The following is a 21,343-nucleotide window of genomic DNA, read 5'->3' on the forward strand; positions in this document are numbered from 1 at the left end:
GGCAGCGCCTACGTCCATGCCACGTCGATACGGGAGCAAGTTAAAGTAAGGCAATGAATGCGCGCCCCATACTGCTGGCCTGGAGCGGCGGGAAGGATTGCCTGCTCGCCCTGCAGCGATTGCTTGCCGACCCACGCTGGCACGTCGTCGGCCTGCTCACCACCATCAACCGCTCCTACCAGCGGGTGGCCATGCATGGCGTGCGGCAGGAAGTGCTCGCCGCACAAACCGCCGCGCTCGGCCTGCCGCTGGTGGAAGTGGCGCTGGACTGGCCCGGCAGCAACGAGGCCTATGAAAAGGCACATGCGGAGGCGCTGGCGCAGGCACAACGCCGCTGGCCCGGACTGCGCCATTGCGCTTTCGGCGACCTGTTCCTGCAAGACGTGCGCGACTATCGGGTGCGCCAACTCGGCCGCGAAAACTGGCGCGCGGTGTTTCCCTTGTGGGGCGAGGACACCACCCTGTTGTCGCGGCGCTTCATCAGCGAAGGTCATCGCGCCAGGTTGTGCTGCGTCGACACGCAGCAACTGGACGCAGGTTTCTGCGGCCGCGACTACGATGCGGCGCTGCTCGATTCGCTCCCCGCCGGCGTCGACCCCTGCGGCGAACGCGGCGAATTCCACACACTGAGCTACGCCGGGCCACTGTTTCGCCAACCGCTGACCTTGAACCGCGGCGAATCGGTGCTGCGCGACGACCGCTTCCAGTTCACCGATTTCCTGCTTGCGGACGCGTGATGGTGGCCGATGCGGACATGATCCTGCCCGACCTGCTGCAACCGGGCCTGGCCCTGGTGTTCTGCGGCACCGCCGCGGGCAAACGATCGGCCGCCGAACACGCCTACTACGCGCACCCCGGCAATCTGTTCTGGCGCGCACTGCACGAGGCAAGGCTCACCCCGCGCCGACTGGCGCCTTCCGAATTCCCCGTCTTGCCAGACTTCGGCATTGGCCTTACCGACCTGGCCAAGCGCCACAGCGGCAATGACAACCAACTGCCACCTGACGCCTTCGACGTATCTGCACTGCACGCCAAGATCGCGATTTATTCCCCGCACGTGCTCGCGTTCACCAGCAAGAATGCCGCACGCGCTGCGCTGGGCCACGCGGTGGATTACGGCCTGCAGACCGGGCATATCGGCACGACACAGTTGTTCGTACTGCCCTCGCCGTCCGGCCAGGCGCGAGGGCACTGGCAGATTGCGCCATGGCTCGCGCTTGGGCAGTTGGTGGAGACGCTGCGCAACCGGTGAAGCCGGGCGCAGCATTCGCGCGCTAATCGATTGGCGTATGCCGGTAGACGCTGACGTCCGACGGCCGCACCGCCGGCGCCTTGTTCGACCACGACTGGCGGATGTAGCTGACCACCGCCGCCACATCCTCGTCGTTCAATTCCTGCGCATAAGGCGGCATCGAGTACGGACGCGGATTACCCGCGGTGACCGGCGCAAAACCGCCCAGCAGCACGGTGCGGATCGCGTTGATGCCGGTCGGTTCGTTGATCGAGGTATTGCCGTCCAGCGGTGGATAGATGCCCGCCACGCCGCGACCATCGGCACCATGGCAATCCGCACACCGATCCGCATACAGCTGCGCGCCCTTCTTCCGGTCGAACGACACGCGCGACACCAGCGCCTGTGCGGCCGGGCGCGCCGGCAACGATTGCAGATAGGTGGCGATCGCATCCAGATCCGTGTCGGTCATGTGCTGGGTGCTCTTGCGCACCACGTCCGCCATGGGCCCGAAGGCTGCGCCCTTGGCCGACTGACCGGTTTTCAGCAGGTCGACGATGTCGCCCTTGCTCCACCCTTCCAGCCCGCCACCCTGGTTGACGCTCAGATCGGGGGCGTACCAGTTCTGCTCGGGAATCTGGCCGCCGGTCAGCGTGTGATCGGGAGACAGGCCGCCGAGTGCGTCACGCGTGGCATGGCATTCGTTGCAATGGCCCAGGCCCTGTACCAGGTAGGCGCCGCGATTCCACTGTTCCGACCGCGCGGGGTCAGGCTGATAAACCCCAGGCTTGAAATACAGCGCGCGCCACGCCGCAAGGCTGCGACGCAGGCTGTACGGGAAACGCAACGAGGGCTCCTCGGACGCCTGCCGCACGGGCGGCAACGACTGCAGGTAGGCGAAGATCGCCAGCGCGTCGTCATGCGTGACCTTGGTGAACGAGGTGTAGGAAAACACCGGATACAGCAACTCGCCGTGGCGTCCCTCGCCCAGGTGCAATGCCCGCCAGAAATCCTCGAAGCTCCACTGGCCCAGGCCGGTCTCGGGGTCCGGCGTGAGGTTGGGCGCCGGCACATTGCCGAACGGCGTCGCCAGCGAACGACCACCCGCATAACGAACGCCGCCCTTGCGGGTATGGCAGGCCGCACAATCGCCAACCGCGGCAAGGTATTCGCCGCGGGCAATCAGCGCGGGGTCACGCAGAGTGGTGGCACTCACCTGGGATGATGCGGACTGTGGCGATTTTTCCCGGGGCGAGGGGAAGAACGTCCACGCCAACGCCAACGCCACGAGCACGATGACGACCGCCAGCAAACCGCCAAGCCACCGCTTCATGGCGTGACTCCGGCGTCACTCACCACGCACCAGCCCGGCAAGACCTGCTTTTCGACATCGGCCGGCTGCGCGTGCATGTCCGTCGGTGGCGGCAGGCTGCCCAGCCACGCGGCGACCGCCGTGATGTCGGAATCACGCAGGCGATTGGCCACGATCGCCATGCAATCGGGCGACTTTGCCGCACGGGTATGCGTGCGCCAGGAGCCGATCTGCGCGCTGACGTAATCGTAGGACAACCCGGCCAGACCCGGCATCGCCGGCTCCACGCCGGTAAGCCGCTCACCATGGCAACTGACACACGAGGGGATGCCGCGTGTCGAATCACCACGTTCCACCAACTGCTTGCCGCGCTCCATCACCGCCGTGGAAACCGAAGGCACCGGCGACTGGTGATAAGGCGCTTCCTGGGCGGAAAAATAGGCGGCGATCTCTTCCATGTAAGCCGGGCTAAGCTGGCGCACGGTGTATTCCATCGGCGCGTACTTGCGCAGACCGTCCTGGAAATAAGCGAGTTGCTGCGCAAGATAAGCAGCCGGCTTGCCCGCCAGTCGCGGGAACACACCGTCGCCGGCGGAGCCCTCGCCGTGCACGCCATGACAGGTGGTGCAGGCTTTCACGCGCTGCTGAATCGTATCGGGAACCTGCGGCTGCGTGTCCGCGGTGGATACGGAATCGGCGGCCAACGTCGTGGCAAGAGGCGCACAAACCACGAGCAACGCGATCGCTGCCCGCGAAGCCCATCCCGACCAGGCGAGGTACGGCAAGACAAACCAGTTCATCCGCCGATTATAGATCCCCTGTCACAGGCAATCGCGCAAACATGGAGTCAACCGCGACGTCGTGCCGCACCTCGCCGCGTGGATTTCCCGGGAGGATCAGCCGTGGAAGGGAATCTTTCCGTTCGACTTGCGCACGATCAGCATGGCCATTTCCAGCGACTGCTCGTAGTTCAAGCGCGGATCCACCATCGATTTGTAGGCACGGTCCAGATCCGCATCAACCAGGCCACGTGCGCCGCCGGTGCATTCGGTCACGTCCTCGCCGGTCAACTCCAGATGCACGCCGCCCAGGCGCGTACCTGCCGCCGCGTGGATATCGAACGCCTGATCGAGCTCGCCGCTGATATTGGCGAAGCGTCGCGTCTTGTAGCCGTTCGACGTGCCCTCGGTATTGCCATGCATGGGGTCGGCCACCCACAACACGCGGCGCCCTTCGCGCTTGACCGCCTGCAGCAACGGCGGCAAGGCCTCGCCGATTTTCGTGTTGCCCATGCGATGGATCAGCGTGAGCCGGCCCGGCTCATCCTCGGGGTTCAGTGCGTCGATCAAGGGCAGCAACTGGTCCGCCGTCACCGTGGGGCCCACCTTCACCGCCACCGGATTGCGGATGCCGCGGAAATATTCCACATGCGCGCCATCCAGCGCCGCCGTGCGCATGCCGATCCAGGGGAAGTGGGTGGAGAGGTTGAACCAGCCAGGGTTACGCGGCACTTCGCGCGTCAGCGCCTGCTCGTAATGCAACAGCAGCGCTTCATGCGAGGTGAAAAAATCCACCTTGGAAAAACCGGCAATCGGGCCGGCCAGCGTTTCCATGAACTGCAGGGAATCGCCGATGGCCGCCACCATTTGCCGATACTCGGCCGCCCAGGGCGAATGCTCCACCCAGGCCAGGTCCCAATACTCGGGATGGCGCAGATCGGCGAACCCGCCATCGACCAGCGCACGCACGAAGTTCATCGTCAAGGCGGAATGCGCATGCGCCTGGATCAACCGCTGCGGATCGGGCCGCCGCGCGGCGGGCGTGAATTCCGGGCTGTTGACCAGGTCACCACGAAAACTCGGCAGGCTCACGCCGTCGCGCGTTTCCATGTCCGCCGAGCGCGGCTTCGCGTACTGGCCAGCAAAACGCCCGACCCGCAATACCGGCTTCTTGAGACCGTGCACGAGCACGAGACTCATCTGCAGCAATACCTTCAACCGGTTGGAAATGATCGGGCTGCTGCAGTCGGCGAAGCTCTCGGCACAATCGCCGCCCTGGAGCAGGAATCGCTGCCCATCCTGCGCCTCGGCCAAGGCCTGCTTCAGAGCCAGAACCTCCCACGACGTCACCAGCGGCGGCAGCTGCGCCAGGTGCGTGGTGGCCGCGGCCAGCTCGGCTGCGTCCTCGTAATGCGGCTGCTGGAGTGCTTCGTGCTGCTGCCACGATGCCGGGGTCCACGACGCCGGCGCTGGCGGGAAGGTGTTCGCGCCCCGCTGCGACCCAGGTTGCATGATCATTTCCCCACGCTACGACGACGGCTTGCCACGATCACCAGCACCGCCAGCAACACGAACCACAACAAACTCCACGCCGGCATCGGCAAGCCCAGGATGGGCTCCACCTTGGCGCACTCACCCGAACCGGTGAACACCAGCTTCAGCATTTTCCCCAACGGAAACGCATCGAACAGATAGCCGATGCCGGGACCGCAGGACGGAACCTGATCCGGTGGCAGCGTTTGCAACCACAGGTGCCGGCCGGCAGTGACAAGCCCGCCCAGTGCACTCAGCAGCACCAGCCCCGCGTATGTCCACCGACCGTTGCGGCCGCTCGGCGCATGCAAGCCTCCCAGCAAGAAGAAGAAACCCATCGCAAGGAAGGCAATGCGCTGGAACACGCACAAGGGGCAAGGCGCCATGCCGAGGCCGTATTCGGCGTACAGGGCGAAAGCGAGCAAGCCGAAACAGGCGCAAAACCCGACGAGGAAACTGACGCGGTACGACCAACGAAGTGGATTCATGACATCTTGCTGCATGGCGAGCTCCCGACATTACCGGTTCGGCGCGATGCTGTCAGCATGCCGGACCGGGCCAAATACATCATCGCACCGGCGATGGATGCGCCGACAGAACCGATCTTTCGACAAACAAAAACCCCGGAAGGTTGCCCGACCGGGGTTTCGTGTTTGGACGTCTGGATGTCCGTGCCGCTTAGTCGGCGTCGACTGCCTCGACCTGCGGACGGCCCACCAGCTCGACGTACGCCATCGGCGCATTGTCGCCGGGACGGAAGCCGCACTTCAGGATACGCAGGTAGCCGCCGGGACGTTCGCGGTAGCGCGGGCCCAGCTCGACGAACAGCTTGCCCACCGCTTCCTTGTCGCGCAGGCGCGAAAAGGCGAGGCGACGGTTGGCGACGCCATCGGTCTTGGCCAGCGTGATCAGCGGCTCGGCGACGCGGCGAAGTTCCTTCGCTTTGGGCAGGGTGGTACGAATCAGCTCGTGCTTGAACAGCGACGAGGCCATGTTCTTGAACATGGCTTCGCGATGGCTGCTGGTGCGATTGAGCTTGCGTCCGGAATATTGATGGCGCATGGCGGAAAACTCTCTAGTCTGTTGTTATGAAAAACCGGCACCTGTGTCCGGCTTTCCGCGGATTGCCCGCTTTTATTCGGGATTCGGGATTAGAGATGCGGGATTCGTGAAAAGCATGCGCTCGCGAGAGCGTGCCTTACCGAATCCCGAATCCCGTCTGCCGAGTCCCGGCTTTCAATCAACCCAACTGCATGCCGTGGGACAAGCCCGGCGGCGGCCAGTTTTCAAGCTTCATGCCCAGGGCCAGGCCACGGCCACCCAGGACGTCCTTGATTTCGGTGAGCGACTTCTTGCCCAGGTTCGGCGTCTTCAGCAGCTCGACCTCGGTCTTCTGCACCAGGTCGCCGATGTAGTAGATGCTCTCGGCCTTCAGGCAGTTCGCCGAACGCACGGTGAGTTCCAGATCATCGATCGGACGCAGCAACAACGGATCGAAACCGCTCTTCTCGGCGGTGCTGATGTCGTTCTCGCGACGCGAGAAGTCGCCAAAGACCGACAACTGGTCGTTGATGATCTCGGCCGCCTTGCGGACCGCATCCTCGGCATTGATGGTGCCGTTGGTCTCGATGTCGAGAACCAGCTTGTCGAGGTTGGTACGCTGTTCGACACGAGCCGCATCCACCTCATAGGCGACGCGCAACACGGGGGCAAACGACGCGTCCAGCTGCAGCCGGCCGATCGGACGCGCCTCGTCATCCGGATGCTGGCGCGCGCTGGCCGGCTGGTAGCCGACGCCGCGACGCACCTTCAGGCGCATGTTGAGTGCGATGTCCTTGGTCAGGTGGCAGATCACGTGCTCGGGGTTGATGATTTCCACCGAGTGATCGACGGCGATGTCGCCGGCGGTGACCACGCCCTTGCCCTTCTTGGACAGCGTAAGGGTGACTTCATCGCCGGTGTGCTGACGAATCGCCACTTCCTTCAGGTTGAGCAGGACTTCGATCACGTCCTCCTGCAGACCCTCAAGGGTGGTGTACTCGTGCAGCACGCCATCGATTTCCACCTCGACGATGGCACTGCCAGGGATCGAGGAGAGCAGCACGCGACGCAGCGCGTTGCCCAGGGTGTGGCCAAAGCCACGCTCGAGCGGCTCGACCACCACCTTGGCGCGGTTGGCTCCGAGCTGTTCGACGCTGAGGCCACGAGGCCGCAGCACGCTAGTTGACGAAACTGCCATGCAGAGCTCCGGTAATTACTTCGAGTAAAGCTCGATGATCAATGCTTCATTGATGTCGGACGGCAGATCGCCGCGATCCGGCACCGACTTGAACGTACCTTCAAATTTCTTGGCATCGACCTCGACCCAGATCGGACGCAGGTCCATCGTGTCGAACACGGTTGCCGCTTCCTGCACGCGCAGTTGGCTGCGCGCCTTTTCAGTCAGTGCAATCGCATCGCCCGGACGAACCTGGTACGAAGGAATATTCACTTTCTTGCCGTTCACCAGGATCGCCTTGTGGGCAACCAGCTGACGCGCCTGGGCGCGGGTCACCGCGAAGCCCATGCGATAAACGACGTTGTCCAGGCGGCTCTCGAGCAGGCGCAACAGGTTTTCACCGGTGTTGCCCTTGAGCGTGGTCGCCTTGGTGTAGTAGTTGCTGAACTGGCGCTCAAGCACACCGTAGATGCGCTTGACCTTCTGCTTCTCACGCAACTGCACGGCGTAGTCGGACATGCGCATGCGCTTGTTGGCGCCATGCTGACCGGGCTTGTTTTCCAGCTTGCACTTGGAATCCAGCGCACGCGCCGGGCTCTTCAGGTTGAGATCCGCACCCTCGCGACGGGCGAGTTTGCAGGTAGCTCCACGATAACGGGCCATGGGTTACTCCTTAGACTCGACGCTTCTTGGGGGGACGGCAGCCATTGTGCGGAATGGGCGTGACGTCGATGATGTTGAGCACCTTGAAGCCCAACGCGTTCAGCGAGCGCACGGCCGACTCGCGACCCGGGCCTGGGCCCTTGATCCGCACTTCGACTGTCTTGACGCCATACTCGCCAGCCACGCGACCGGCCTTTTCCGCTGCGACCTGCGCAGCGAACGGGGTGGACTTGCGCGAGCCACGGAAACCGGCGCCGCCGGCGGTAGCCCACGACAAGGCATTGCCCTGGCGATCGGTGATGGTGACGATGGTGTTGTTGAAGGAAGCCTGCACGTGGGCCACCGCATCGGTGACAACGCGCTTGATCTTCTTCTTTGCTTTTACCGGCTTAGCCATATTCGGAATCCGTTACTTCTTGATCGCGCGACGGGGACCCTTGCGGGTACGTGCGTTGGTACGCGTGCGCTGACCGCGCACCGGCAGGCCACGACGATGGCGCAGGCCACGGTAGCAACCAAGATCCATCAGACGCTTGATGGCGATACCCACCTCGCGACGCAGATCACCTTCGACAATGTACTTGCCGATCTCGTGGCGGATTTTCTCCACCTCACCCTCGCTGAGGGACTTGATCTGGGTGGTGGGAACCACACCAGCATCCGCGCAGACCTTTTTGGCCCGGCTGCGGCCGATACCGTAAATGCTCTGCAAACCAACCCAGACATGCTTCTGGACCGGCAAATTGACACCCGCGATGCGCGCCATGATGTTCTTTCTCCGATGCGTTTCGTGCGCGGTAAACGCGCAATTCTAACCTGAATTACACTGCCGGGAAAGCCCTGCGGCACCGCGGTGCCGCCACCTCCCGACTTCGAACCCGACACACGCAGCTCAACTGCGGCGAAGGTTGGCCTTCTTGAGCAGACTTTCGTACTGATGACTGACCAGATGCGCCTGGATCTGCGACGTGAAGTCCATCACCACCACCACCACAATCAGCAGCGAGGTGCCGCCGAAATAGAACGGTACGTGCCAGAAGCTCTGCATGAACGACGGCACCAGGCACACCAGCACCAGATACAGAGCGCCCACACCGGTCAAGCGCGTCATTACCGCGTCGACGTAACTGGCCGTGGCCCGACCCGGACGGATGCCCGGAATCAGCGCACCTGACCGCTTGAGATTGTCGGCGGTCTCATCGGCGTTGAAGACGATCGCCGTATAGAAGAACGCGAAACCAATCACCAGGATCGAGTACACGATGTCGTACAACGGCTCGCCCGGATTCAGCGACTGCGTCAGTTCCTGCAGCCAACGTGACTGGTGACCGGTACCGAACCAGGTGATCGCCGTTGCCGGGAACATCAGCAGGCTGGACGCGAAGATCGGCGGGATCACACCCGACATGTTGATCTTCAGCGGCAGGTGCGAGCTCTGGTTCTGGTAAGCGTTCTGACCGCCGCCGCGTCGCGCGTAATTCACGGTGATACGCCGTTGCGCACGCTCCATGAACACCACGAACGCCGTGACCGCCAGGACCAGCCCGAACACCATCAACAGCTTCAGCACCGTCAGCTCGCCGTTGTTGGCCATGCCCAGCGTATGCACCACCGCTTCCGGCAGGCCGGCAACGATACCGGCGAAGATCAGCAGCGAGATGCCGTTGCCGATACCGCGCTCGGTCATCTGTTCGCCCAACCACATCAGGAACATCGTTCCCGCGGTCAGCCCGATCACCGATGCCATGATGAAGCCGAAGCCCGGGTGGTAAACCACCGGTGCCCCGCCGGCCGCCACCTGCTTCTGCAGCGCCACCGCGATACCGAACGACTGGAACAACGCCAACCCGACCGTGCCGAAGCGCGTGTACATGGTCATCTTGCGCTTGCCGGACTCGCCTTCCTTGCGCAGTGCCTGCAGACTGGGTACGACCGACCCCATCATCTGGATCACGATCGACGCGGAAATGTACGGGATCACGCCCAGCGCGAACACCGAGAACCGCTCCAGCGCGCCCCCCGAGAACATGTTGAACATGTCCATCAGGCCATTGCCGTTGACCAGGCTGGTCATCGCCGCCGGATTGACGCCGGGCACCGGAATGAACGAGCCCAGGCGGAACACCACCAGGGCGCCGATCACGAAGAAGATGCGCTGACGAAGCTCCGTCAGCTTGCCGAGCTTGCCGAGTGCATTGCCCTTGGCTGCAGCCACCGTCTTACTCCACGCTGCCGCCGGCCGCCTCGATGGCTGCCTTGGCGCCGGCGGTAGCCAGCAGACCTGACAGCTTCACCGCGCGACCGATCTCGCCCTTCAGGACGACCTTGACCTTCTTGGCGCGACTGTTGATCAGGCCAGCCTGATGCAGCGCGACGACGTCGATCACGTCAGCCTTGAGACTGGCCAGCTGGTACAGGAACACTTCCTGGCTGCCGACCTTCAGCTTGGAACGGAAACCGACCTTCGGCATCCGGCGGTTCAGCGGCATCTGGCCGCCTTCGAAACCGTACTTGTGGGTGCCGCCCGCACGGGCATGCTGACCCTTGTGACCGCGACCGGCGGTCTTGCCCAGGCCCGAACCGATACCGCGACCGACGCGCAAACGCGTCTTGTGCGAACCGGCGGCCGGCTTGATGTCATTCAGACGCATGATGATTACTCCTCGACCCGGACCAGGTAGTAGACCGTGTTGATCAGGCCACGAACCTGCGGGCTGTCCTTCAATTCGCGGACATCATTGAGCTTGCCCAGACCCAGCGCCTTCACGCTGAGACGGTGACGCGCCTGCACGCCGCGCAGGCCCTTGACCAGGCGCACGCGCACGGTCTTGTCGGCGGTTGCTTGAGACTTAGCCATTGCCGAGCACCTCTTCCAGTGTCTTGCCACGCTTGGCGGCGATCTTCTTGGGCGAGGCGACCGCCTGCAGACCCTTGATGGTGGCGCGCACCAGGTTGATCGGGTTGCGCGAGCCGACCGCCTTGGCCAGCACGTTCTTGACGCCAACCACTTCCAGCACGGCACGCATGGCGCCGCCGGCGATCACGCCGGTACCTTCGGAAGCGGGCTGCATGTAGACGCGGGCCGCACCATGGTTGGCCTTGATGGCGTACCACAGCGTGCCGTTGTTCAGTTCGATGTTCACCATCTGGCGGCGGGCGCGCTCCATCGCCTTGGAAATGGCCACCGGCACTTCACGTGCCTTGCCATAGCCGAAGCCGACCTTGCCCTCGCCGTCGCCGACAACCGTCAGCGCGGTGAAACTCATTTGGCGGCCACCCTTGACGGTCTTGGCCACGCGGTTGACGGCAATCAGCTTTTCGAGCAGGCCGTCCGAATTTTCGCGATCGTTAGAAGACATGTTCTATCCGTATGCCCGACAAACGGGACTTTGCTTGCGGCTGGGCCGCTTGGAGTTGTAGGTGTTGCTTGCGGCATCGGCACGCCGGAGGCACTGCCGAACCAGGTGTCGCTTTCTTAAAACTTCAGACCCGCTTCGCGAGCAGCTTCGGCCAACGCCTTGATACGCCCGTGATAGCGGAAACCGGAGCGGTCGAATGCCACCGACTCGATACCGGCAGCCTTGGCGCGCTCGGCCACAGCCTTGCCCACCGCCGCGGCAGCGGCCAAGTTCTTGGTGCCCTTCAGGCCTTCGGCCACGGACTTCTGCAGCGTCGAGGCAGCGGCCACCACGTTGGTACCCGACGCATCGAACACCTGCGCGTACAGATGCTGGCCGGTGCGATGCACCGACAGGCGCGCAACCGCCAGCTTGCGGATGTGCGAGCGGGTGGACTTGGCGCGGCGCAGACGACTTTCGTTCTTGTTCATCGTTATATCTCCAGGAAGCGGATCGACTTGCATGAGTGTTAGCGAATCGCCCTGCTCTTTTGAGGAGTGCGGCCATGAATGGCCGCTTTCCTCACGCAGGGAAAGCGTACTAACCCACTTAAGCCTTCTTGGCTTCCTTCATCGTGATCTTCTCACCGGCATAGCGGACGCCCTTGCCCTTGTACGGCTCGGGCGGACGGAAGCCGCGGATCTTGGCGGCCACCTGGCCGACGCGCTGCTTGTCGCTGCCCTTGATCAGGACTTCGGTCTGCGTCGGCGTCTCGATGCTGATGCCTTCGGGCGCTTCAAACACCACCGGATGGGAAAACCCGAGGCTGAGGTTCAGCGACTTGCCGGTCATCGAAGCGCGATAACCCACGCCGACCAACTCCAGCTTGCGCTCGTAACCGTCGGAAACGCCCTTGACCATGTTGGCCAGCAACGCACGCGCGGTGCCGCCGAACATGTCATCAGTACCTTCGGCGAGGCTGATGGTGGCAACGCCGTTGTCCACCGCCACCGAAACACCCGGCAGATGATGAACGGACAGGGTTCCCTTCGGGCCCTTGACCGAAATGTTCTCGGCACCCACGACCAGTTCCACGCCCTTGGGCAGGGTAATCGGCTGTTTGGCTACTCGTGACATGATCGACTCCTTATGCCACTTGGCCGATGACTTCGCCGCCCAGACCCTTGGCACGGGCCTGCGCGTCGGTCAGTAGACCGGCGGAAGTCGAGATGATGGAAATGCCCAGACCGCCCAGCACCTTGGGCAGCTCGTCCTTGCCGCGATACACACGCAGGCCGGAGCGGCTGACACGGGAAATGGTCTCGATGGCGGGTGCGCCGTCGAAGTACTTGAGTTGAATCTCGAGTACTGGCTTGCCCTCCTCGGCGGAGGTCTTGAGATCGAGGATATAACCCTCGTTCTTGAGAAGGTTGGCGATCGCCACCTTCAACTTCGACGACGGCATACGAACGGTCGGCTTGCCCATGGCCTGGGCATTGCGGACGCGCGTAAACAGATCGGCGATGGGATCAGTCATGCTCATGAAAACATCCTTCAGAGTGCACCGATATCCGATAAAACCGGAAATCAATCAGATTGTGAGCCAGCATGGAAGCCGGCCTGCGTTGCGCAGACCGCCGACTATATCAGCTTTACCAGGTTTTAGCGAATCTCGATGCGGTAGTCGCATCAGCGATGGCGACATGCCAGCGCGTGGCTCGACGTCGGGGCGGAATGCCCCGACGTCGGCTCAATCAAATTACCAGCTGGCCTTGCGCAGACCCGGCACGTCGCCGCGCATGGTCGCTTCACGCAGCTTGTTGCGACCCAGGCCGAACTTCGCGTAGACGGCACGCGGGCGGCCGGTCAACGCGCAGCGCGTGCGCTGGCGTACCGGGCTGGCGTCGCGCGGCAGCTTCTGCAGTTTGCCCTGGGCGTCCATCTTCTCTTCATAAGAAGCGGTGGCGCTCAGTACGATCGCCTTCAGTTCGGCGCGCTTGGCGGCGTACTTCTGGACGAGTTTGGTCCGCTTGATATCGCGGTTCACCATTGATGTCTTGGCCATGGATAACGCCTATCAGTTGCGGAACGGGAAGCTGAACGCGGCCAGCAAGGCCTTGGCTTCGTCATCGGTCTTGGCGGTGGTGGTGATGGAAATGTCCATACCGCGCAGCGCGTCGACCTGGTCGAAATCGATCTCCGGGAAGATGATCTGTTCCTTGATGCCGAAGTTGTAGTTGCCACGGCCGTCGAATGCCTTCGCCGACACGCCGCGGAAATCGCGCACGCGGGGCAGCGAGATGTTGATCAGGCGGTCCATGAACTCCCACATCTGGGCGCGGCGCAAGGTGACCTTGCAACCGATCGGCCAGCCGTCGCGGATCTTGAACGAGGCCACGGAAACGCGCGCCTTGGTCGTGATCGGCTTCTGGCCCGAAAGCTTGGCCATATCGGCCACGGCATTCTCCAGCACTTTCTTGTTGCCGGCCGCTTCGCCCACGCCCATGTTCAGCGTGATCTTGGTGATGCGGGGAACCTGCATCACGTTCTGGTAGCCGAACTGCTCGGTGAGCTTCGCCACTACCTGCTCTTTATAAAACTTTTCAAGGCGCGTCATGATCGTGTTCCTTACGCGTCCACGACCTCGCCATTCGAACGGAACACGCGGACCTTGCGCCCATCTTCGAGCGTTTTGGTGCCGACGCGTTCACCCTTGTTCGTGGCGGGGTTGAACAGCTGCACATTGGAGAGATGGATCGAAGCTTCACGCTCGACGATACCGCCAGCCTGGTTGGCCTGCGGGTTCGGCTTGGTGTGGCGCTTGACCAGATTCACGTTGGAGACGAACACGCGCTCGCCTGCAACACGCAGCACATCGCCGCGTTGGCCCTTGTTTTTGCCGGTGATCACGAGGACCTGATCACCTTTACGGATACGGTTCATGTCTTGACTCCGCTCAGAGCACTTCAGGCGCGAGGGAGACGATCTTCATGAACTTCTCGCTGCGCAGCTCGCGGGTAACCGGCCCGAAAATACGGGTGCCGATCGGCTCGAGCTTGTTGTTGAGGAGGACCGCTGCATTGCCGTCGAAACGGATCAGCGAACCATCGGGACGGCGCACGCCCTTGGCGGTACGAACCACCACGGCGCTGTACACCTCGCCCTTCTTTACCTTGCCGCGGGGAATCGCATCCTTCACGGTGACCTTGATGACATCGCCGATCGCGGCGTAACGGCGCTTGGAGCCACCGAGCACCTTGATGCACATCAGTTCCTTCGCGCCGCTGTTGTCCGCTGCGGAGAGCGTGCTTTGCACCTGAATCATGTCTGCACCCTCCCTTAGACGCTGGCGCGCGTGATGATTTCGACCACACGGTGATGCTTGGTCTTGGACAACGGACGGCACTCGGCGATACGTACGAGATCACCTTCGTTCGCACCCAGGTCGTCCTGCGCATGCAGCTTGGTCGAACGACGGATGATCTTGCCCAGCAGCCAATGCTGCACCTGGCGCTCGACCAGCACGGTGACCGTCTTGTTCATCTTGTTGCTGGTGACGCGACCCTCGAGGGTACGCGCCTGCTTCGCTTCTGCTTGAACTTCTTGATTGTTGGCGCTCATCTCGGCCGTCCCTTACTTCTTGCCGCCGAGCACGAACTTCGTGCGGGCGATGTCACGCCGAACGCGGCGAAGCTGGTGCGGCTGAGTGAGCTGGCCGGAACCCTTTTGCATGCGCAGGTTGAACTGCTCCTTGCGCAGGTCCAGCAGGTGCTGCTTCAACTCGTCGGCCGACTGGTTATTGATATCTTTGCTGGCCATCACATCACCGCCCTGGTCACGAACTGGGTCTGCACGGACAGCTTCGCCGCCGCCAGACGGAACGCTTCACGCGCCGTGGTCTCGTCGAGACCCTCGATCTCGTAAAGCATGCGGCCGGGCTGGATCTGGGCAACCCAGAACTCGACGCTGCCCTTGCCGGCGCCCATACGCACTTCGATCGGCTTCTTGGTGATCGGCTTGTCGGGGAACACGCGGATCCACAACTTGCCGCCACGCTTGACGTAGCGCGTGATGCAACGACGGGCGGCCTCGATCTGACGCGCGGTGATCGCACCGTGCGTGATCGCCTTCAGGCCGTACTCGCCGAAACTGACGAGGTTGGCGCACTGGGCCAAGCCGTCGTTGCGGCCCTTGAACTGCTTGCGGTATTTGGTTCGCTTAGGTTGCAACATGGCAACTCTCCTTACTTCGCAGACCGCTCGCGGCGGCCGTCACCGGCCTCGCGACGCGAATCATTACGACGACCTTCGCCACCCTCGCGGCGCGGCTGCGACGACTCGTCCTTCGACTCCTGGGTGGCCGCGGCGAGATCGAAGATTTCGCCCTTGAAGATCCACACCTTGATGCCGATGATGCCGTAGGTGGTTTTCGCCTCGGCAAAGCCGTAATCGATGTCGGCGCGCAGCGTATGCAGCGGCACGCGACCTTCGCGGCTCCATTCGGAACGAGCGATCTCGGCACCGTTCAGACGACCGGACACGTTGATCTTGACGCCCAGCGCACCGAGGCGCATCGCGTTGCCGACCGAGCGCTTCATCGCGCGGCGGAACATGATGCGGCGCTCCAGCTGCTGCGCGATCGACTCGGCAACCAACTGCGCGTCGAGCTCGGGCTTGCGCACTTCGCTGACGTTGATGTGCGTCGGGACGCCCATCATGTCGCTGACTTCCTTGCGCAGCTTCTCGATATCCTCGCCCTTCTTGCCGATCACCACGCCCGGACGGGCGGTGTGGATCGTCACGCGTGCGGTCTTGGCCGGACGCTCGATCTGGATTTTCGAGATGCCGGCCTGGGCCAGCTTCTTCTTCAGCATGTCGCGAACCTTGATGTCAGCCACGAGGTACGTGGCGTAATCGCGCTTGTTCGCATACCACTTCGAGTTCCAATCCTTGGCAATGCCGAGGCGGATACCGGTGGGATGAACTTTATGACCCATCGTCTATATCCTCGGTCAGTTGCCAACAACCACAGTGATGTGGCTGGTGCGTTTCAGGATGCGCGAACCGCGGCCCTTGGCCCTGGCGTACATGCGCTTCATCGCCGGACCTTCGTCGACGAAGATGCTGGACACCTTCAGCTCGTCAACGTCGGCGCCGAGATTGTTCTCGGCATTGGCGACGGCCGAAAGCAGCACCTTGCGAACGAGGTGTGCGGCCTTCTTGTTGGTGTAGGTGAGCACGTCGCTGGCCCGGCCCACGGGAAGCCCGCGGACGAGATCAGCCACCAGGCGTGCCTTTTGCGCCGAGATGCGGGCGCCACGCAGGATCGCTTTGGCTTCAGTGCTCATCACTTACCCTTCTTGTCGCCGACATGGCCCTTGAACGTACGGGTCACCGCGAACTCGCCGAGCTTGTGCCCGACCATGTTCTCGTTGATCAGGACGGGCACGTGCTGACGGCCGTTGTGGATGGCGATGGTCAAGCCGACCATTTCCGGCAGGATCATCGAGCGGCGCGACCAGGTCTTGATCGGACGCTTGTTGTTGGCGGAAACCGCAGCTTCCACCTTCTTTACGAGGTGAAGGTCGACGAACGGACCTTTCTTCAGAGAGCGAGGCATGTCGGTTTCCTGTTACTTCGTACGACGACGCACGATGAACTGCTGCGTGCGCTTGTTGTTACGGGTCTTGTAACCCTTCGCCGGCGTGCCCCACGGGCTGACCGGATGACGACCACCGGAGGTCTTGCCTTCACCACCGCCGTGCGGATGGTCGACCGGGTTCATCACCACACCGCGAACGGTCGGGCGGATACCCAGCCAGCGCTTGGCGCCGGCCTTGCCGAGCTTCTTCAGGCTGTGCTCGCCGTTGCCGACCTCACCGATGGTGGCGCGGCAATCGACCGAGACGCGGCGCATTTCGCCGGAGCGAAGACGCAAGGTGGCGTAGCCGGACTCGCGGGCCACCAGCTGCACCGAGGCGCCGGCGCTGCGGGCAATTTGCGCGCCCTTGCCCGGACGCAGCTCGATGCAATGGATCGTGCTGCCCATCGGGATGTTGCGCAGCTGCAGGCAGTTGCCGGCCTTGATCGGCGCGTCGCGACCGGACACCAGGCGATCGTCCACCTGCACGCCCTTGGGCGCGATGATGTAACGACGCTCGCCATCGGCGTAGCACAGCAGCGCGATGTGCGCGGTGCGGTTCGGATCGTATTCGATGCGCTCGACGCGGGCGGCGATGCCTTCCTTGTCACGCTTGAAATCGATGATGCGGTAGTGCTGCTTGTGACCGCCGCCGCGATGACGCACGGTGATGCGGCCATGATGGTTGCGACCGCCGCTGCGGGACTGCGACTCGGTCAACGCCGCGTACGGCGCACCCTTGTACAGGCCTTCCGTCTTGACGCTGACGGCGTCGCGACGGCCTGGCGAGGTCGGCTTGTGGTTGATTAGTGCCATCTCAAAGAACTCCTGGCTCAGGCCTTGGCGGACACGTCGATGGTCTGGCCATCGGCAAGACGCACATAGGCCTTGCGCTTGCCCTGGCGGCTGCCAGCGCGGAAACGGAAGGACTTGACCTTGCCTTTCGTGTTGACGAGGTTCACCTGCTCGACTTTCACGTCGAACAACTTCTCCACGGCAGCGCGGACATCGGCCTTGGTTGCCGCGGGGGCAACCACGAATACGTACTGGTTGTGCTCGGCCAGACGCGCCGATTTCTCGGAAATGTGCGGCGCGCGCAGCGTATCGAGAATGCGTTCGTTGTTCATGCCAGCCACTCCTCGATCTTCTTCACCGCATCGACCGTCACCACTACGTGGTCGGAGCCGACGAGGCTGACGGGGTTCAGGCCCATCACGTCCAGCACATGGATATAGGGGATGTTGCGCGCGGCCAGAAACACCGACTCGGACGCATCTTCGGACACCAGCAGCACGCGACCGGAAACGTCCAGCTCGGCCAGCTTGGCAACCATCGCGGAGGTCTTCGGCGTTTCGATACCAAAGCTCTCGACCACCTTCAGGCGATCCTGACGAATCAGCTCGGAGAAAATCGAGCGGATCGCCACGCGGTAGGCCTTGCGGTTGACCTTCTGCTCGTAGCTGCGCGGCTTGGCGGCAAACGTGACACCGCCACCGATGAAGATCGGAGCGCGGTAATCGCCGTGACGGGCGCCGCCGCCCTTCTGCTTCTTGAACTTCTTGGTGGTACCGGACATCTCGCCACGCGAGAGCTGCGCCTTCGTACCGGCGCGGCCGGCGGCCTGATAGGCCACCACGACCTGATGAACCAGGGCCTTCTTGTACTCACCGCCGAACACTTCGTCGGACACGCTGAGCGACTTGGCACCAATGACATTGAGTTCCATGGCGTCTCTCCTCAGCTCTTCGTCGTCGGGCGGATGATGACGTCGCCACCGGTTGCACCGGGGACCGCGCCCTTCACCGCGATCAGATGACGCTCGGCGTCGACCTTGACCACTTCCAGACCCTGCTGCGTGCGGTTGACCGCACCCATGTGACCGGCCATCTTCTTGCCCGGGAAAACGCGACCCGGGGTCTGGCGCTGACCGATGGAACCCGGCGCGCGATGCGACAGCGAGTTACCGTGGGTAGCGTCACCCATCTTGAAGTTCCAGCGCTTGATCGTGCCCTGGAAACCCTTGCCCTTCGACACACCGGCAACATCGACGATCTGGCCGACGCTGAACACCTCGTCCGCCTTGATGTCGGCACCGACGCTGTACTTGCCGAGATCATCGGCGGACACGCGGAATTCCCACAAGCCACGACCCGGCTCGACCTTTGCCTTTGCGTAATGACCCTTCAGCGGCTGGGTCAACAGGTTCGCGCGCTTGGTGCCCGCTGCAACCTGGACGGCGCTGTAGCCATCGTTATCTTCCGTCTTCAGCTGGGTCACGCGATTCGGGGTCGCTTCGATCAGCGTCACCGGAATCGAGCGGCCATCTTCAGTGAAGAGGCGACTCATGCCGCATTTGCGGCCAACCAATCCGATACTCATCTTCGTATCCTGTCTGTCGCTCAACCGAGCTTGATCTGAACATCGACGCCAGCGGCGAGATCAAGCTTCATGAGCGCGTCCACGGTTTTGTCGTTCGGGTCGACAATGTCGAGTACACGCTTGTGCGTGCGGGTCTCGTACTGATCGCGCGCATCCTTGTCCACATGCGGGGACGTGAGGATCGTGTAGCGCTCGATCTTGGTCGGGAGCGGGATCGGGCCGAGTACCGTTGCGCCAGTGCGCTTGGCGGTCTCGACAATCTCGCTGGCCGAGCGGTCGATCAGTCGGTGATCGTATGCCTTCAGCCGAATCCGAATCTTCTGGTTCGCCATAACCGTGTCCTGTTGTCGAAAGAACGTAATGTGAAACGGAACGGCTTCTCACCGATCCGCACAACCTGTTTCTGCACCACATCGGGGCCGCAAACACGCCGCCCCAAATCCGAAAAGCCCAGGCGAACGTTGACGGCTCGCCTGGACCAGCATTTGCCTTCGCGCAAAAAAACCGATCATCGGCCATGCCTTTGATCGAGTGAGATTGCGAGGGCCGTCCTCGGCCAGCGAACTCGAAACACTTCCTGTGTCTCATTTCGCGGTAGATCGACGAAAACCATGTCCGTCGATAAGCAAGCTGCGAAGTATATCTGCAAACTTCCGCTTAGTGAAGCCCCCTCGACATTTCAGTCGATGGGAACCTGCGCGGGAATGCACACGAGGCCGCGCAAGGCGGCCTCGTGATTGACGGCTTTACTTGATGACCTTGGCCACCACGCCGGCGCCGACGGTGCGGCCGCCTTCGCGAATAGCGAAACGCAGGCCTTCGTCCATCGCGATCGGGTGGATCAGGCTCACCACCATCTTCACGTTGTCGCCCGGCATCACCATTTCCACGCCCTCGGGCAGCTCGCAAGCGCCGGTGACGTCAGTGGTGCGGAAGTAGAACTGCGGACGGTAGCCCTTGAAGAACGGGGTATGACGGCCACCCTCATCCTTGCTCAGCACATAGACCTCGGCCTCGAAGTCGGTGTGCGGGGTGATCGTGCCCGGCTTGGCCAGCACCTGGCCACGCTCCACGTCGTCACGCTTCGGCGAAACGCAGGCCTTCGTCCATCGCGATCGGGTGGATCAGGCTCACCACCATCTTCACGTTGTCGCCCGGCATCACCATTTCCACGCCCTCGGGCAGCTCGCAAGCGCCGGTGACGTCGGTGGTGCGGAAGTAGAACTGCGGACGGTAGCCCTTGAAGAACGGGGTATGACGGCCACCCTCGTCCTTGCTCAGCACATAGACCTCGGCCTCGAAGTCGGTGTGCGGGGTGATCGTGCCCGGCTTGGCCAGCACCTGGCCACGCTCCACGTCGTCACGCTTCAGGCCGCGCAGCAGCAGACCGGCGTTGTCGCCTGCCTGACCCTGGTCCAGCAGCTTGCGGAACATTTCCACGCCGGTGACCGTGGTCTTCTGCGTGTCGCGGATACCGACCACTTCGACTTCGTCGCCGACCTTGATGATGCCGCGCTCGATACGACCGGTGACGACCGTGCCGCGRCCGGAGATCGAGAACACGTCCTCGACCGGCATCAGGAACGGCTTGTCGATGGTGCGCACCGGCTCCGGGATGTAGCTGTCCAGCGCGTCGACCAGCTTGATGATCGCCGGCACGCCGATTTCGCTCTGATCACCTTCCAGCGCCTTCAGCGCCGAACCGTGGATGATCGGGGTGTCGTCGCCCGGGAAGTCGTACTTGGAAAGCAGCTCGCGCACTTCCATYTCGACCAGCTCGAGCAGCTCGGCGTCGTCGACCATGTCGGCCTTGTTCAGGAACACCACGATGTACGGCACGCCGACCTGACGCGACAGCAGGATGTGCTCGCGGGTCTGCGGCATCGGGCCGTCAGCGGCCGAGCACACCAGGATCGCGCCGTCCATCTGCGCCGCACCGGTGATCATGTTCTTCACATAGTCSGCGTGGCCCGGGCAATCGACGTGCGCGTAGTGGCGCACCGGCGATTCGTATTCCACGTGGGCGGTCGAGATCGTGATGCCGCGCGCCTTCTCTTCCGGCGCCGCGTCGATCGCGCTGTAGTCCTTGAACTCGCCACCGAAGCGCTCGGCACCGACCTTCGTCAGTGCGGCCGTCAGCGTCGTCTTGCCGTGATCCACGTGACCAATCGTGCCGACGTTGACGTGCGGCTTGGTGCGTTCGAATTTACCCTTTGCCATGACTCAAACCTCGAAAGAACTGTTATTCGG

The 21,343-nt window shown here is 62.7% G+C and carries 34 protein-coding genes and 1 pseudogene; 2 read left to right on the plus strand and 33 right to left on the minus strand.

From position 1 onward, the window contains the following. Positions 1–53 precede the first annotated feature (53 nt). The gene (locus ASD68_RS07205) at positions 54–737 is read left to right on the plus strand and encodes an ATP-binding protein (protein WP_056080620.1); all 684 of its coding nucleotides are present in this window, start codon (positions 54–56) and stop codon (positions 735–737) included. Between the two features lie 17 nt (positions 738–754). Continuing rightward, entirely contained in the window at positions 755–1,252 is a 498-nt protein-coding gene (locus ASD68_RS07210) for a mismatch-specific DNA-glycosylase (protein WP_235578655.1), read from the plus strand. Positions 1,253–1,274: 22 nt separating this feature from the next. On the opposite strand, the gene ASD68_RS07215 is transcribed toward ASD68_RS07210, so the two are convergent. The 33 genes and pseudogenes from ASD68_RS07215 to tuf (ASD68_RS07375) all read right to left on the minus strand — a co-directional run bounded on the left by ASD68_RS07215 (position 1,275) and on the right by tuf (ASD68_RS07375) (position 21,313). Continuing rightward, positions 1,275–2,564 carry a cytochrome c gene (locus ASD68_RS07215; RefSeq protein WP_056080625.1) on the minus strand — a complete coding sequence of 430 codons (1,290 nt, stop codon included), beginning with the start codon at positions 2,562–2,564 and terminating at the stop codon, positions 1,275–1,277. Continuing rightward, complete coding sequence (locus ASD68_RS07220) at positions 2,561–3,343, minus strand: c-type cytochrome (protein WP_056604916.1); 783 nt, start codon at positions 3,341–3,343, stop codon at positions 2,561–2,563. Before ASD68_RS07220 ends, ASD68_RS07215 begins: the two co-directional genes overlap by 4 nt. 96 nt (positions 3,344–3,439) lie before the next feature. After that, positions 3,440–4,834 carry a 3-deoxy-7-phosphoheptulonate synthase class II gene (locus ASD68_RS07225; protein ID WP_056605270.1) on the minus strand — a complete coding sequence of 465 codons (1,395 nt, stop codon included), beginning with the start codon at positions 4,832–4,834 and terminating at the stop codon, positions 3,440–3,442. A gap of 2 nt (positions 4,835–4,836) precedes the next feature. Then, positions 4,837–5,343 (minus strand): disulfide bond formation protein B, encoded by a 507-nt coding sequence (locus ASD68_RS07230; RefSeq protein WP_056081096.1) that lies wholly within the window; start codon positions 5,341–5,343, stop codon positions 4,837–4,839. Between the two features lie 190 nt (positions 5,344–5,533). Then, positions 5,534–5,917 (minus strand): 50S ribosomal protein L17, encoded by a 384-nt coding sequence (rplQ, locus tag ASD68_RS07235; RefSeq protein WP_056080634.1) that lies wholly within the window; start codon positions 5,915–5,917, stop codon positions 5,534–5,536. Between the two features lie 178 nt (positions 5,918–6,095). After that, positions 6,096–7,094, minus strand: a complete 999-nt coding sequence (rpoA, locus tag ASD68_RS07240; protein ID WP_056080637.1) for a DNA-directed RNA polymerase subunit alpha — start codon at positions 7,092–7,094, stop codon at positions 6,096–6,098. Between the two features lie 15 nt (positions 7,095–7,109). Next, on the minus strand, positions 7,110–7,736 hold the full coding sequence (rpsD, locus tag ASD68_RS07245; protein WP_056080640.1) for a 30S ribosomal protein S4: 627 nt from the start codon (positions 7,734–7,736) through the stop codon (positions 7,110–7,112). 10 nt (positions 7,737–7,746) lie between these two features. Beyond that, entirely contained in the window at positions 7,747–8,133 is a 387-nt protein-coding gene (rpsK, locus tag ASD68_RS07250; RefSeq protein WP_007082196.1) for a 30S ribosomal protein S11, read from the minus strand. A gap of 12 nt (positions 8,134–8,145) precedes the next feature. Continuing rightward, on the minus strand, positions 8,146–8,502 hold the full coding sequence (rpsM, locus tag ASD68_RS07255) for a 30S ribosomal protein S13 (RefSeq protein ID WP_007082195.1): 357 nt from the start codon (positions 8,500–8,502) through the stop codon (positions 8,146–8,148). Positions 8,503–8,628: 126 nt separating this feature from the next. Continuing rightward, entirely contained in the window at positions 8,629–9,951 is a 1,323-nt protein-coding gene (gene secY / locus ASD68_RS07260; protein ID WP_007082194.1) for a preprotein translocase subunit SecY, read from the minus strand. A 4-nt stretch (positions 9,952–9,955) separates the two neighbouring features. Further along, the gene (gene rplO / locus ASD68_RS07265; RefSeq protein ID WP_193385306.1) at positions 9,956–10,393 is read right to left on the minus strand and encodes a 50S ribosomal protein L15; all 438 of its coding nucleotides are present in this window, start codon (positions 10,391–10,393) and stop codon (positions 9,956–9,958) included. Next, positions 10,393–10,593, minus strand: a complete 201-nt coding sequence (gene rpmD / locus ASD68_RS07270; RefSeq protein WP_040671001.1) for a 50S ribosomal protein L30 — start codon at positions 10,591–10,593, stop codon at positions 10,393–10,395. Before rpmD ends, rplO begins: the two co-directional genes overlap by 1 nt. Continuing rightward, entirely contained in the window at positions 10,586–11,095 is a 510-nt protein-coding gene (gene rpsE / locus ASD68_RS07275) for a 30S ribosomal protein S5 (protein WP_007082191.1), read from the minus strand. Before rpsE ends, rpmD begins: the two co-directional genes overlap by 8 nt. A 116-nt stretch (positions 11,096–11,211) precedes the next feature. Next, on the minus strand, positions 11,212–11,571 hold the full coding sequence (gene rplR, locus ASD68_RS07280) for a 50S ribosomal protein L18 (protein ID WP_193385305.1): 360 nt from the start codon (positions 11,569–11,571) through the stop codon (positions 11,212–11,214). Between the two features lie 112 nt (positions 11,572–11,683). Then, positions 11,684–12,211: a 50S ribosomal protein L6 gene (rplF, locus tag ASD68_RS07285; protein WP_056080644.1), complete on the minus strand. Its 528-nt coding sequence runs from the start codon at positions 12,209–12,211 to the stop codon at positions 11,684–11,686. 10 nt (positions 12,212–12,221) lie between these two features. Further along, on the minus strand, positions 12,222–12,617 hold the full coding sequence (rpsH, locus tag ASD68_RS07290) for a 30S ribosomal protein S8 (protein WP_056080647.1): 396 nt from the start codon (positions 12,615–12,617) through the stop codon (positions 12,222–12,224). Between the two features lie 216 nt (positions 12,618–12,833). Continuing rightward, on the minus strand, positions 12,834–13,139 hold the full coding sequence (gene rpsN, locus ASD68_RS07295) for a 30S ribosomal protein S14 (protein WP_007082187.1): 306 nt from the start codon (positions 13,137–13,139) through the stop codon (positions 12,834–12,836). A gap of 12 nt (positions 13,140–13,151) precedes the next feature. Then, on the minus strand, positions 13,152–13,694 hold the full coding sequence (rplE, locus tag ASD68_RS07300) for a 50S ribosomal protein L5 (protein ID WP_193385304.1): 543 nt from the start codon (positions 13,692–13,694) through the stop codon (positions 13,152–13,154). 8 nt (positions 13,695–13,702) lie between these two features. Beyond that, positions 13,703–14,017: a 50S ribosomal protein L24 gene (gene rplX, locus ASD68_RS07305; protein WP_007082185.1), complete on the minus strand. Its 315-nt coding sequence runs from the start codon at positions 14,015–14,017 to the stop codon at positions 13,703–13,705. A 13-nt stretch (positions 14,018–14,030) separates the two neighbouring features. After that, complete coding sequence (rplN, locus tag ASD68_RS07310) at positions 14,031–14,399, minus strand: 50S ribosomal protein L14 (RefSeq protein WP_007082184.1); 369 nt, start codon at positions 14,397–14,399, stop codon at positions 14,031–14,033. A 14-nt stretch (positions 14,400–14,413) separates the two neighbouring features. After that, positions 14,414–14,695, minus strand: coding sequence for a 30S ribosomal protein S17 (rpsQ, locus tag ASD68_RS07315; protein WP_007082183.1), 282 nt, complete (start codon positions 14,693–14,695; stop codon positions 14,414–14,416). Between the two features lie 12 nt (positions 14,696–14,707). Continuing rightward, positions 14,708–14,893 carry a 50S ribosomal protein L29 gene (gene rpmC, locus ASD68_RS07320; RefSeq protein ID WP_007082182.1) on the minus strand — a complete coding sequence of 62 codons (186 nt, stop codon included), beginning with the start codon at positions 14,891–14,893 and terminating at the stop codon, positions 14,708–14,710. Beyond that, the gene (rplP, locus tag ASD68_RS07325; RefSeq protein ID WP_007082181.1) at positions 14,893–15,306 is read right to left on the minus strand and encodes a 50S ribosomal protein L16; all 414 of its coding nucleotides are present in this window, start codon (positions 15,304–15,306) and stop codon (positions 14,893–14,895) included. The genes rpmC and rplP overlap by 1 nt, the downstream gene beginning before the upstream one ends. An 11-nt stretch (positions 15,307–15,317) precedes the next feature. Continuing rightward, positions 15,318–16,070, minus strand: coding sequence for a 30S ribosomal protein S3 (rpsC, locus tag ASD68_RS07330; protein ID WP_007082180.1), 753 nt, complete (start codon positions 16,068–16,070; stop codon positions 15,318–15,320). A 15-nt stretch (positions 16,071–16,085) separates the two neighbouring features. Beyond that, a complete protein-coding gene (rplV, locus tag ASD68_RS07335; protein WP_007082179.1) occupies positions 16,086–16,421 on the minus strand; it encodes a 50S ribosomal protein L22 in 336 nt (111 codons plus the stop codon). After that, entirely contained in the window at positions 16,421–16,693 is a 273-nt protein-coding gene (gene rpsS, locus ASD68_RS07340) for a 30S ribosomal protein S19 (protein WP_007082178.1), read from the minus strand. Before rpsS ends, rplV begins: the two co-directional genes overlap by 1 nt. 12 nt (positions 16,694–16,705) lie before the next feature. Continuing rightward, on the minus strand, positions 16,706–17,530 hold the full coding sequence (gene rplB, locus ASD68_RS07345; protein WP_007082177.1) for a 50S ribosomal protein L2: 825 nt from the start codon (positions 17,528–17,530) through the stop codon (positions 16,706–16,708). Positions 17,531–17,547: 17 nt separating this feature from the next. Then, entirely contained in the window at positions 17,548–17,841 is a 294-nt protein-coding gene (rplW, locus tag ASD68_RS07350) for a 50S ribosomal protein L23 (protein ID WP_007082176.1), read from the minus strand. Beyond that, positions 17,838–18,440 carry a 50S ribosomal protein L4 gene (gene rplD / locus ASD68_RS07355; protein ID WP_007082175.1) on the minus strand — a complete coding sequence of 201 codons (603 nt, stop codon included), beginning with the start codon at positions 18,438–18,440 and terminating at the stop codon, positions 17,838–17,840. Before rplD ends, rplW begins: the two co-directional genes overlap by 4 nt. A gap of 11 nt (positions 18,441–18,451) precedes the next feature. Further along, positions 18,452–19,093 (minus strand): 50S ribosomal protein L3, encoded by a 642-nt coding sequence (rplC, locus tag ASD68_RS07360; protein WP_056080653.1) that lies wholly within the window; start codon positions 19,091–19,093, stop codon positions 18,452–18,454. Positions 19,094–19,113: 20 nt separating this feature from the next. Then, on the minus strand, positions 19,114–19,425 hold the full coding sequence (gene rpsJ, locus ASD68_RS07365; RefSeq protein ID WP_007082173.1) for a 30S ribosomal protein S10: 312 nt from the start codon (positions 19,423–19,425) through the stop codon (positions 19,114–19,116). A gap of 414 nt (positions 19,426–19,839) precedes the next feature. Continuing rightward, a pseudogene (tuf, locus tag ASD68_RS07370) lies at positions 19,840–20,178 on the minus strand (elongation factor Tu); the annotation flags it as partial. Beyond that, entirely contained in the window at positions 20,171–21,313 is a 1,143-nt protein-coding gene (tuf, locus tag ASD68_RS07375) for an elongation factor Tu (protein ID WP_056604920.1), read from the minus strand. The pseudogene tuf (ASD68_RS07370) and the gene tuf (ASD68_RS07375), both read right to left, overlap by 8 nt. Positions 21,314–21,343 lie beyond the last annotated feature (30 nt).

Source organism: Rhodanobacter sp. Root627 (assembly GCF_001427835.1).
Lineage (GTDB): Bacteria > Pseudomonadota > Gammaproteobacteria > Xanthomonadales > Rhodanobacteraceae > Rhodanobacter > Rhodanobacter ginsenosidimutans.

Excerpts from the sequence above, each read along its gene's own strand:
- rpmC (WP_007082182.1), bottom strand. The coding sequence starts at position 14,893 with ATGGCCAGCAAAGATATCAATAACCAGTCGGCCGACGAGTTGAAGCAG.
- rplV (WP_007082179.1), bottom strand. The coding sequence starts at position 16,421 with ATGAGCACTGAAGCCAAAGCGATCCTGCGTGGCGCCCGCATCTCGGCG.
- rpsC (WP_007082180.1), bottom strand. The coding sequence starts at position 16,070 with ATGGGTCATAAAGTTCATCCCACCGGTATCCGCCTCGGCATTGCCAAG.
- rpsE (WP_007082191.1), bottom strand. The coding sequence starts at position 11,095 with ATGTCTTCTAACGATCGCGAAAATTCGGACGGCCTGCTCGAAAAGCTG.
- rplC (WP_056080653.1), bottom strand. The coding sequence starts at position 19,093 with ATGAGTATCGGATTGGTTGGCCGCAAATGCGGCATGAGTCGCCTCTTC.
- rplF (WP_056080644.1), bottom strand. The coding sequence starts at position 12,211 with ATGTCACGAGTAGCCAAACAGCCGATTACCCTGCCCAAGGGCGTGGAA.
- ASD68_RS07230 (WP_056081096.1), bottom strand. The coding sequence starts at position 5,343 with ATGAATCCACTTCGTTGGTCGTACCGCGTCAGTTTCCTCGTCGGGTTT.
- ASD68_RS07210 (WP_235578655.1), top strand. The coding sequence starts at position 755 with ATGATCCTGCCCGACCTGCTGCAACCGGGCCTGGCCCTGGTGTTCTGC.
- rpmD (WP_040671001.1), bottom strand. The coding sequence starts at position 10,593 with ATGGCTAAGTCTCAAGCAACCGCCGACAAGACCGTGCGCGTGCGCCTG.
- rpsS (WP_007082178.1), bottom strand. The coding sequence starts at position 16,693 with ATGCCTCGCTCTCTGAAGAAAGGTCCGTTCGTCGACCTTCACCTCGTA.
- rpoA (WP_056080637.1), bottom strand. The coding sequence starts at position 7,094 with ATGGCAGTTTCGTCAACTAGCGTGCTGCGGCCTCGTGGCCTCAGCGTC.
- rplB (WP_007082177.1), bottom strand. The coding sequence starts at position 17,530 with ATGGCACTAATCAACCACAAGCCGACCTCGCCAGGCCGTCGCGACGCC.
- rpsH (WP_056080647.1), bottom strand. The coding sequence starts at position 12,617 with ATGAGCATGACTGATCCCATCGCCGATCTGTTTACGCGCGTCCGCAAT.
- rplQ (WP_056080634.1), bottom strand. The coding sequence starts at position 5,917 with ATGCGCCATCAATATTCCGGACGCAAGCTCAATCGCACCAGCAGCCAT.
- rpsD (WP_056080640.1), bottom strand. The coding sequence starts at position 7,736 with ATGGCCCGTTATCGTGGAGCTACCTGCAAACTCGCCCGTCGCGAGGGT.
- rpsM (WP_007082195.1), bottom strand. The coding sequence starts at position 8,502 with ATGGCGCGCATCGCGGGTGTCAATTTGCCGGTCCAGAAGCATGTCTGG.
- rplP (WP_007082181.1), bottom strand. The coding sequence starts at position 15,306 with ATGTTGCAACCTAAGCGAACCAAATACCGCAAGCAGTTCAAGGGCCGC.
- rpsK (WP_007082196.1), bottom strand. The coding sequence starts at position 8,133 with ATGGCTAAGCCGGTAAAAGCAAAGAAGAAGATCAAGCGCGTTGTCACC.
- rpsN (WP_007082187.1), bottom strand. The coding sequence starts at position 13,139 with ATGGCCAAGACATCAATGGTGAACCGCGATATCAAGCGGACCAAACTC.
- ASD68_RS07215 (WP_056080625.1), bottom strand. The coding sequence starts at position 2,564 with ATGAAGCGGTGGCTTGGCGGTTTGCTGGCGGTCGTCATCGTGCTCGTG.
- ASD68_RS07225 (WP_056605270.1), bottom strand. The coding sequence starts at position 4,834 with ATGCAACCTGGGTCGCAGCGGGGCGCGAACACCTTCCCGCCAGCGCCG.
- ASD68_RS07205 (WP_056080620.1), top strand. The coding sequence starts at position 54 with ATGAATGCGCGCCCCATACTGCTGGCCTGGAGCGGCGGGAAGGATTGC.
- rpsQ (WP_007082183.1), bottom strand. The coding sequence starts at position 14,695 with ATGAGCGCCAACAATCAAGAAGTTCAAGCAGAAGCGAAGCAGGCGCGT.
- rplN (WP_007082184.1), bottom strand. The coding sequence starts at position 14,399 with ATGATTCAGGTGCAAAGCACGCTCTCCGCAGCGGACAACAGCGGCGCG.
- ASD68_RS07220 (WP_056604916.1), bottom strand. The coding sequence starts at position 3,343 with ATGAACTGGTTTGTCTTGCCGTACCTCGCCTGGTCGGGATGGGCTTCG.
- rplW (WP_007082176.1), bottom strand. The coding sequence starts at position 17,841 with ATGAACAACGAACGCATTCTCGATACGCTGCGCGCGCCGCACATTTCC.
- rpsJ (WP_007082173.1), bottom strand. The coding sequence starts at position 19,425 with ATGGCGAACCAGAAGATTCGGATTCGGCTGAAGGCATACGATCACCGA.
- rplD (WP_007082175.1), bottom strand. The coding sequence starts at position 18,440 with ATGGAACTCAATGTCATTGGTGCCAAGTCGCTCAGCGTGTCCGACGAA.
- rplX (WP_007082185.1), bottom strand. The coding sequence starts at position 14,017 with ATGAACCGTATCCGTAAAGGTGATCAGGTCCTCGTGATCACCGGCAAA.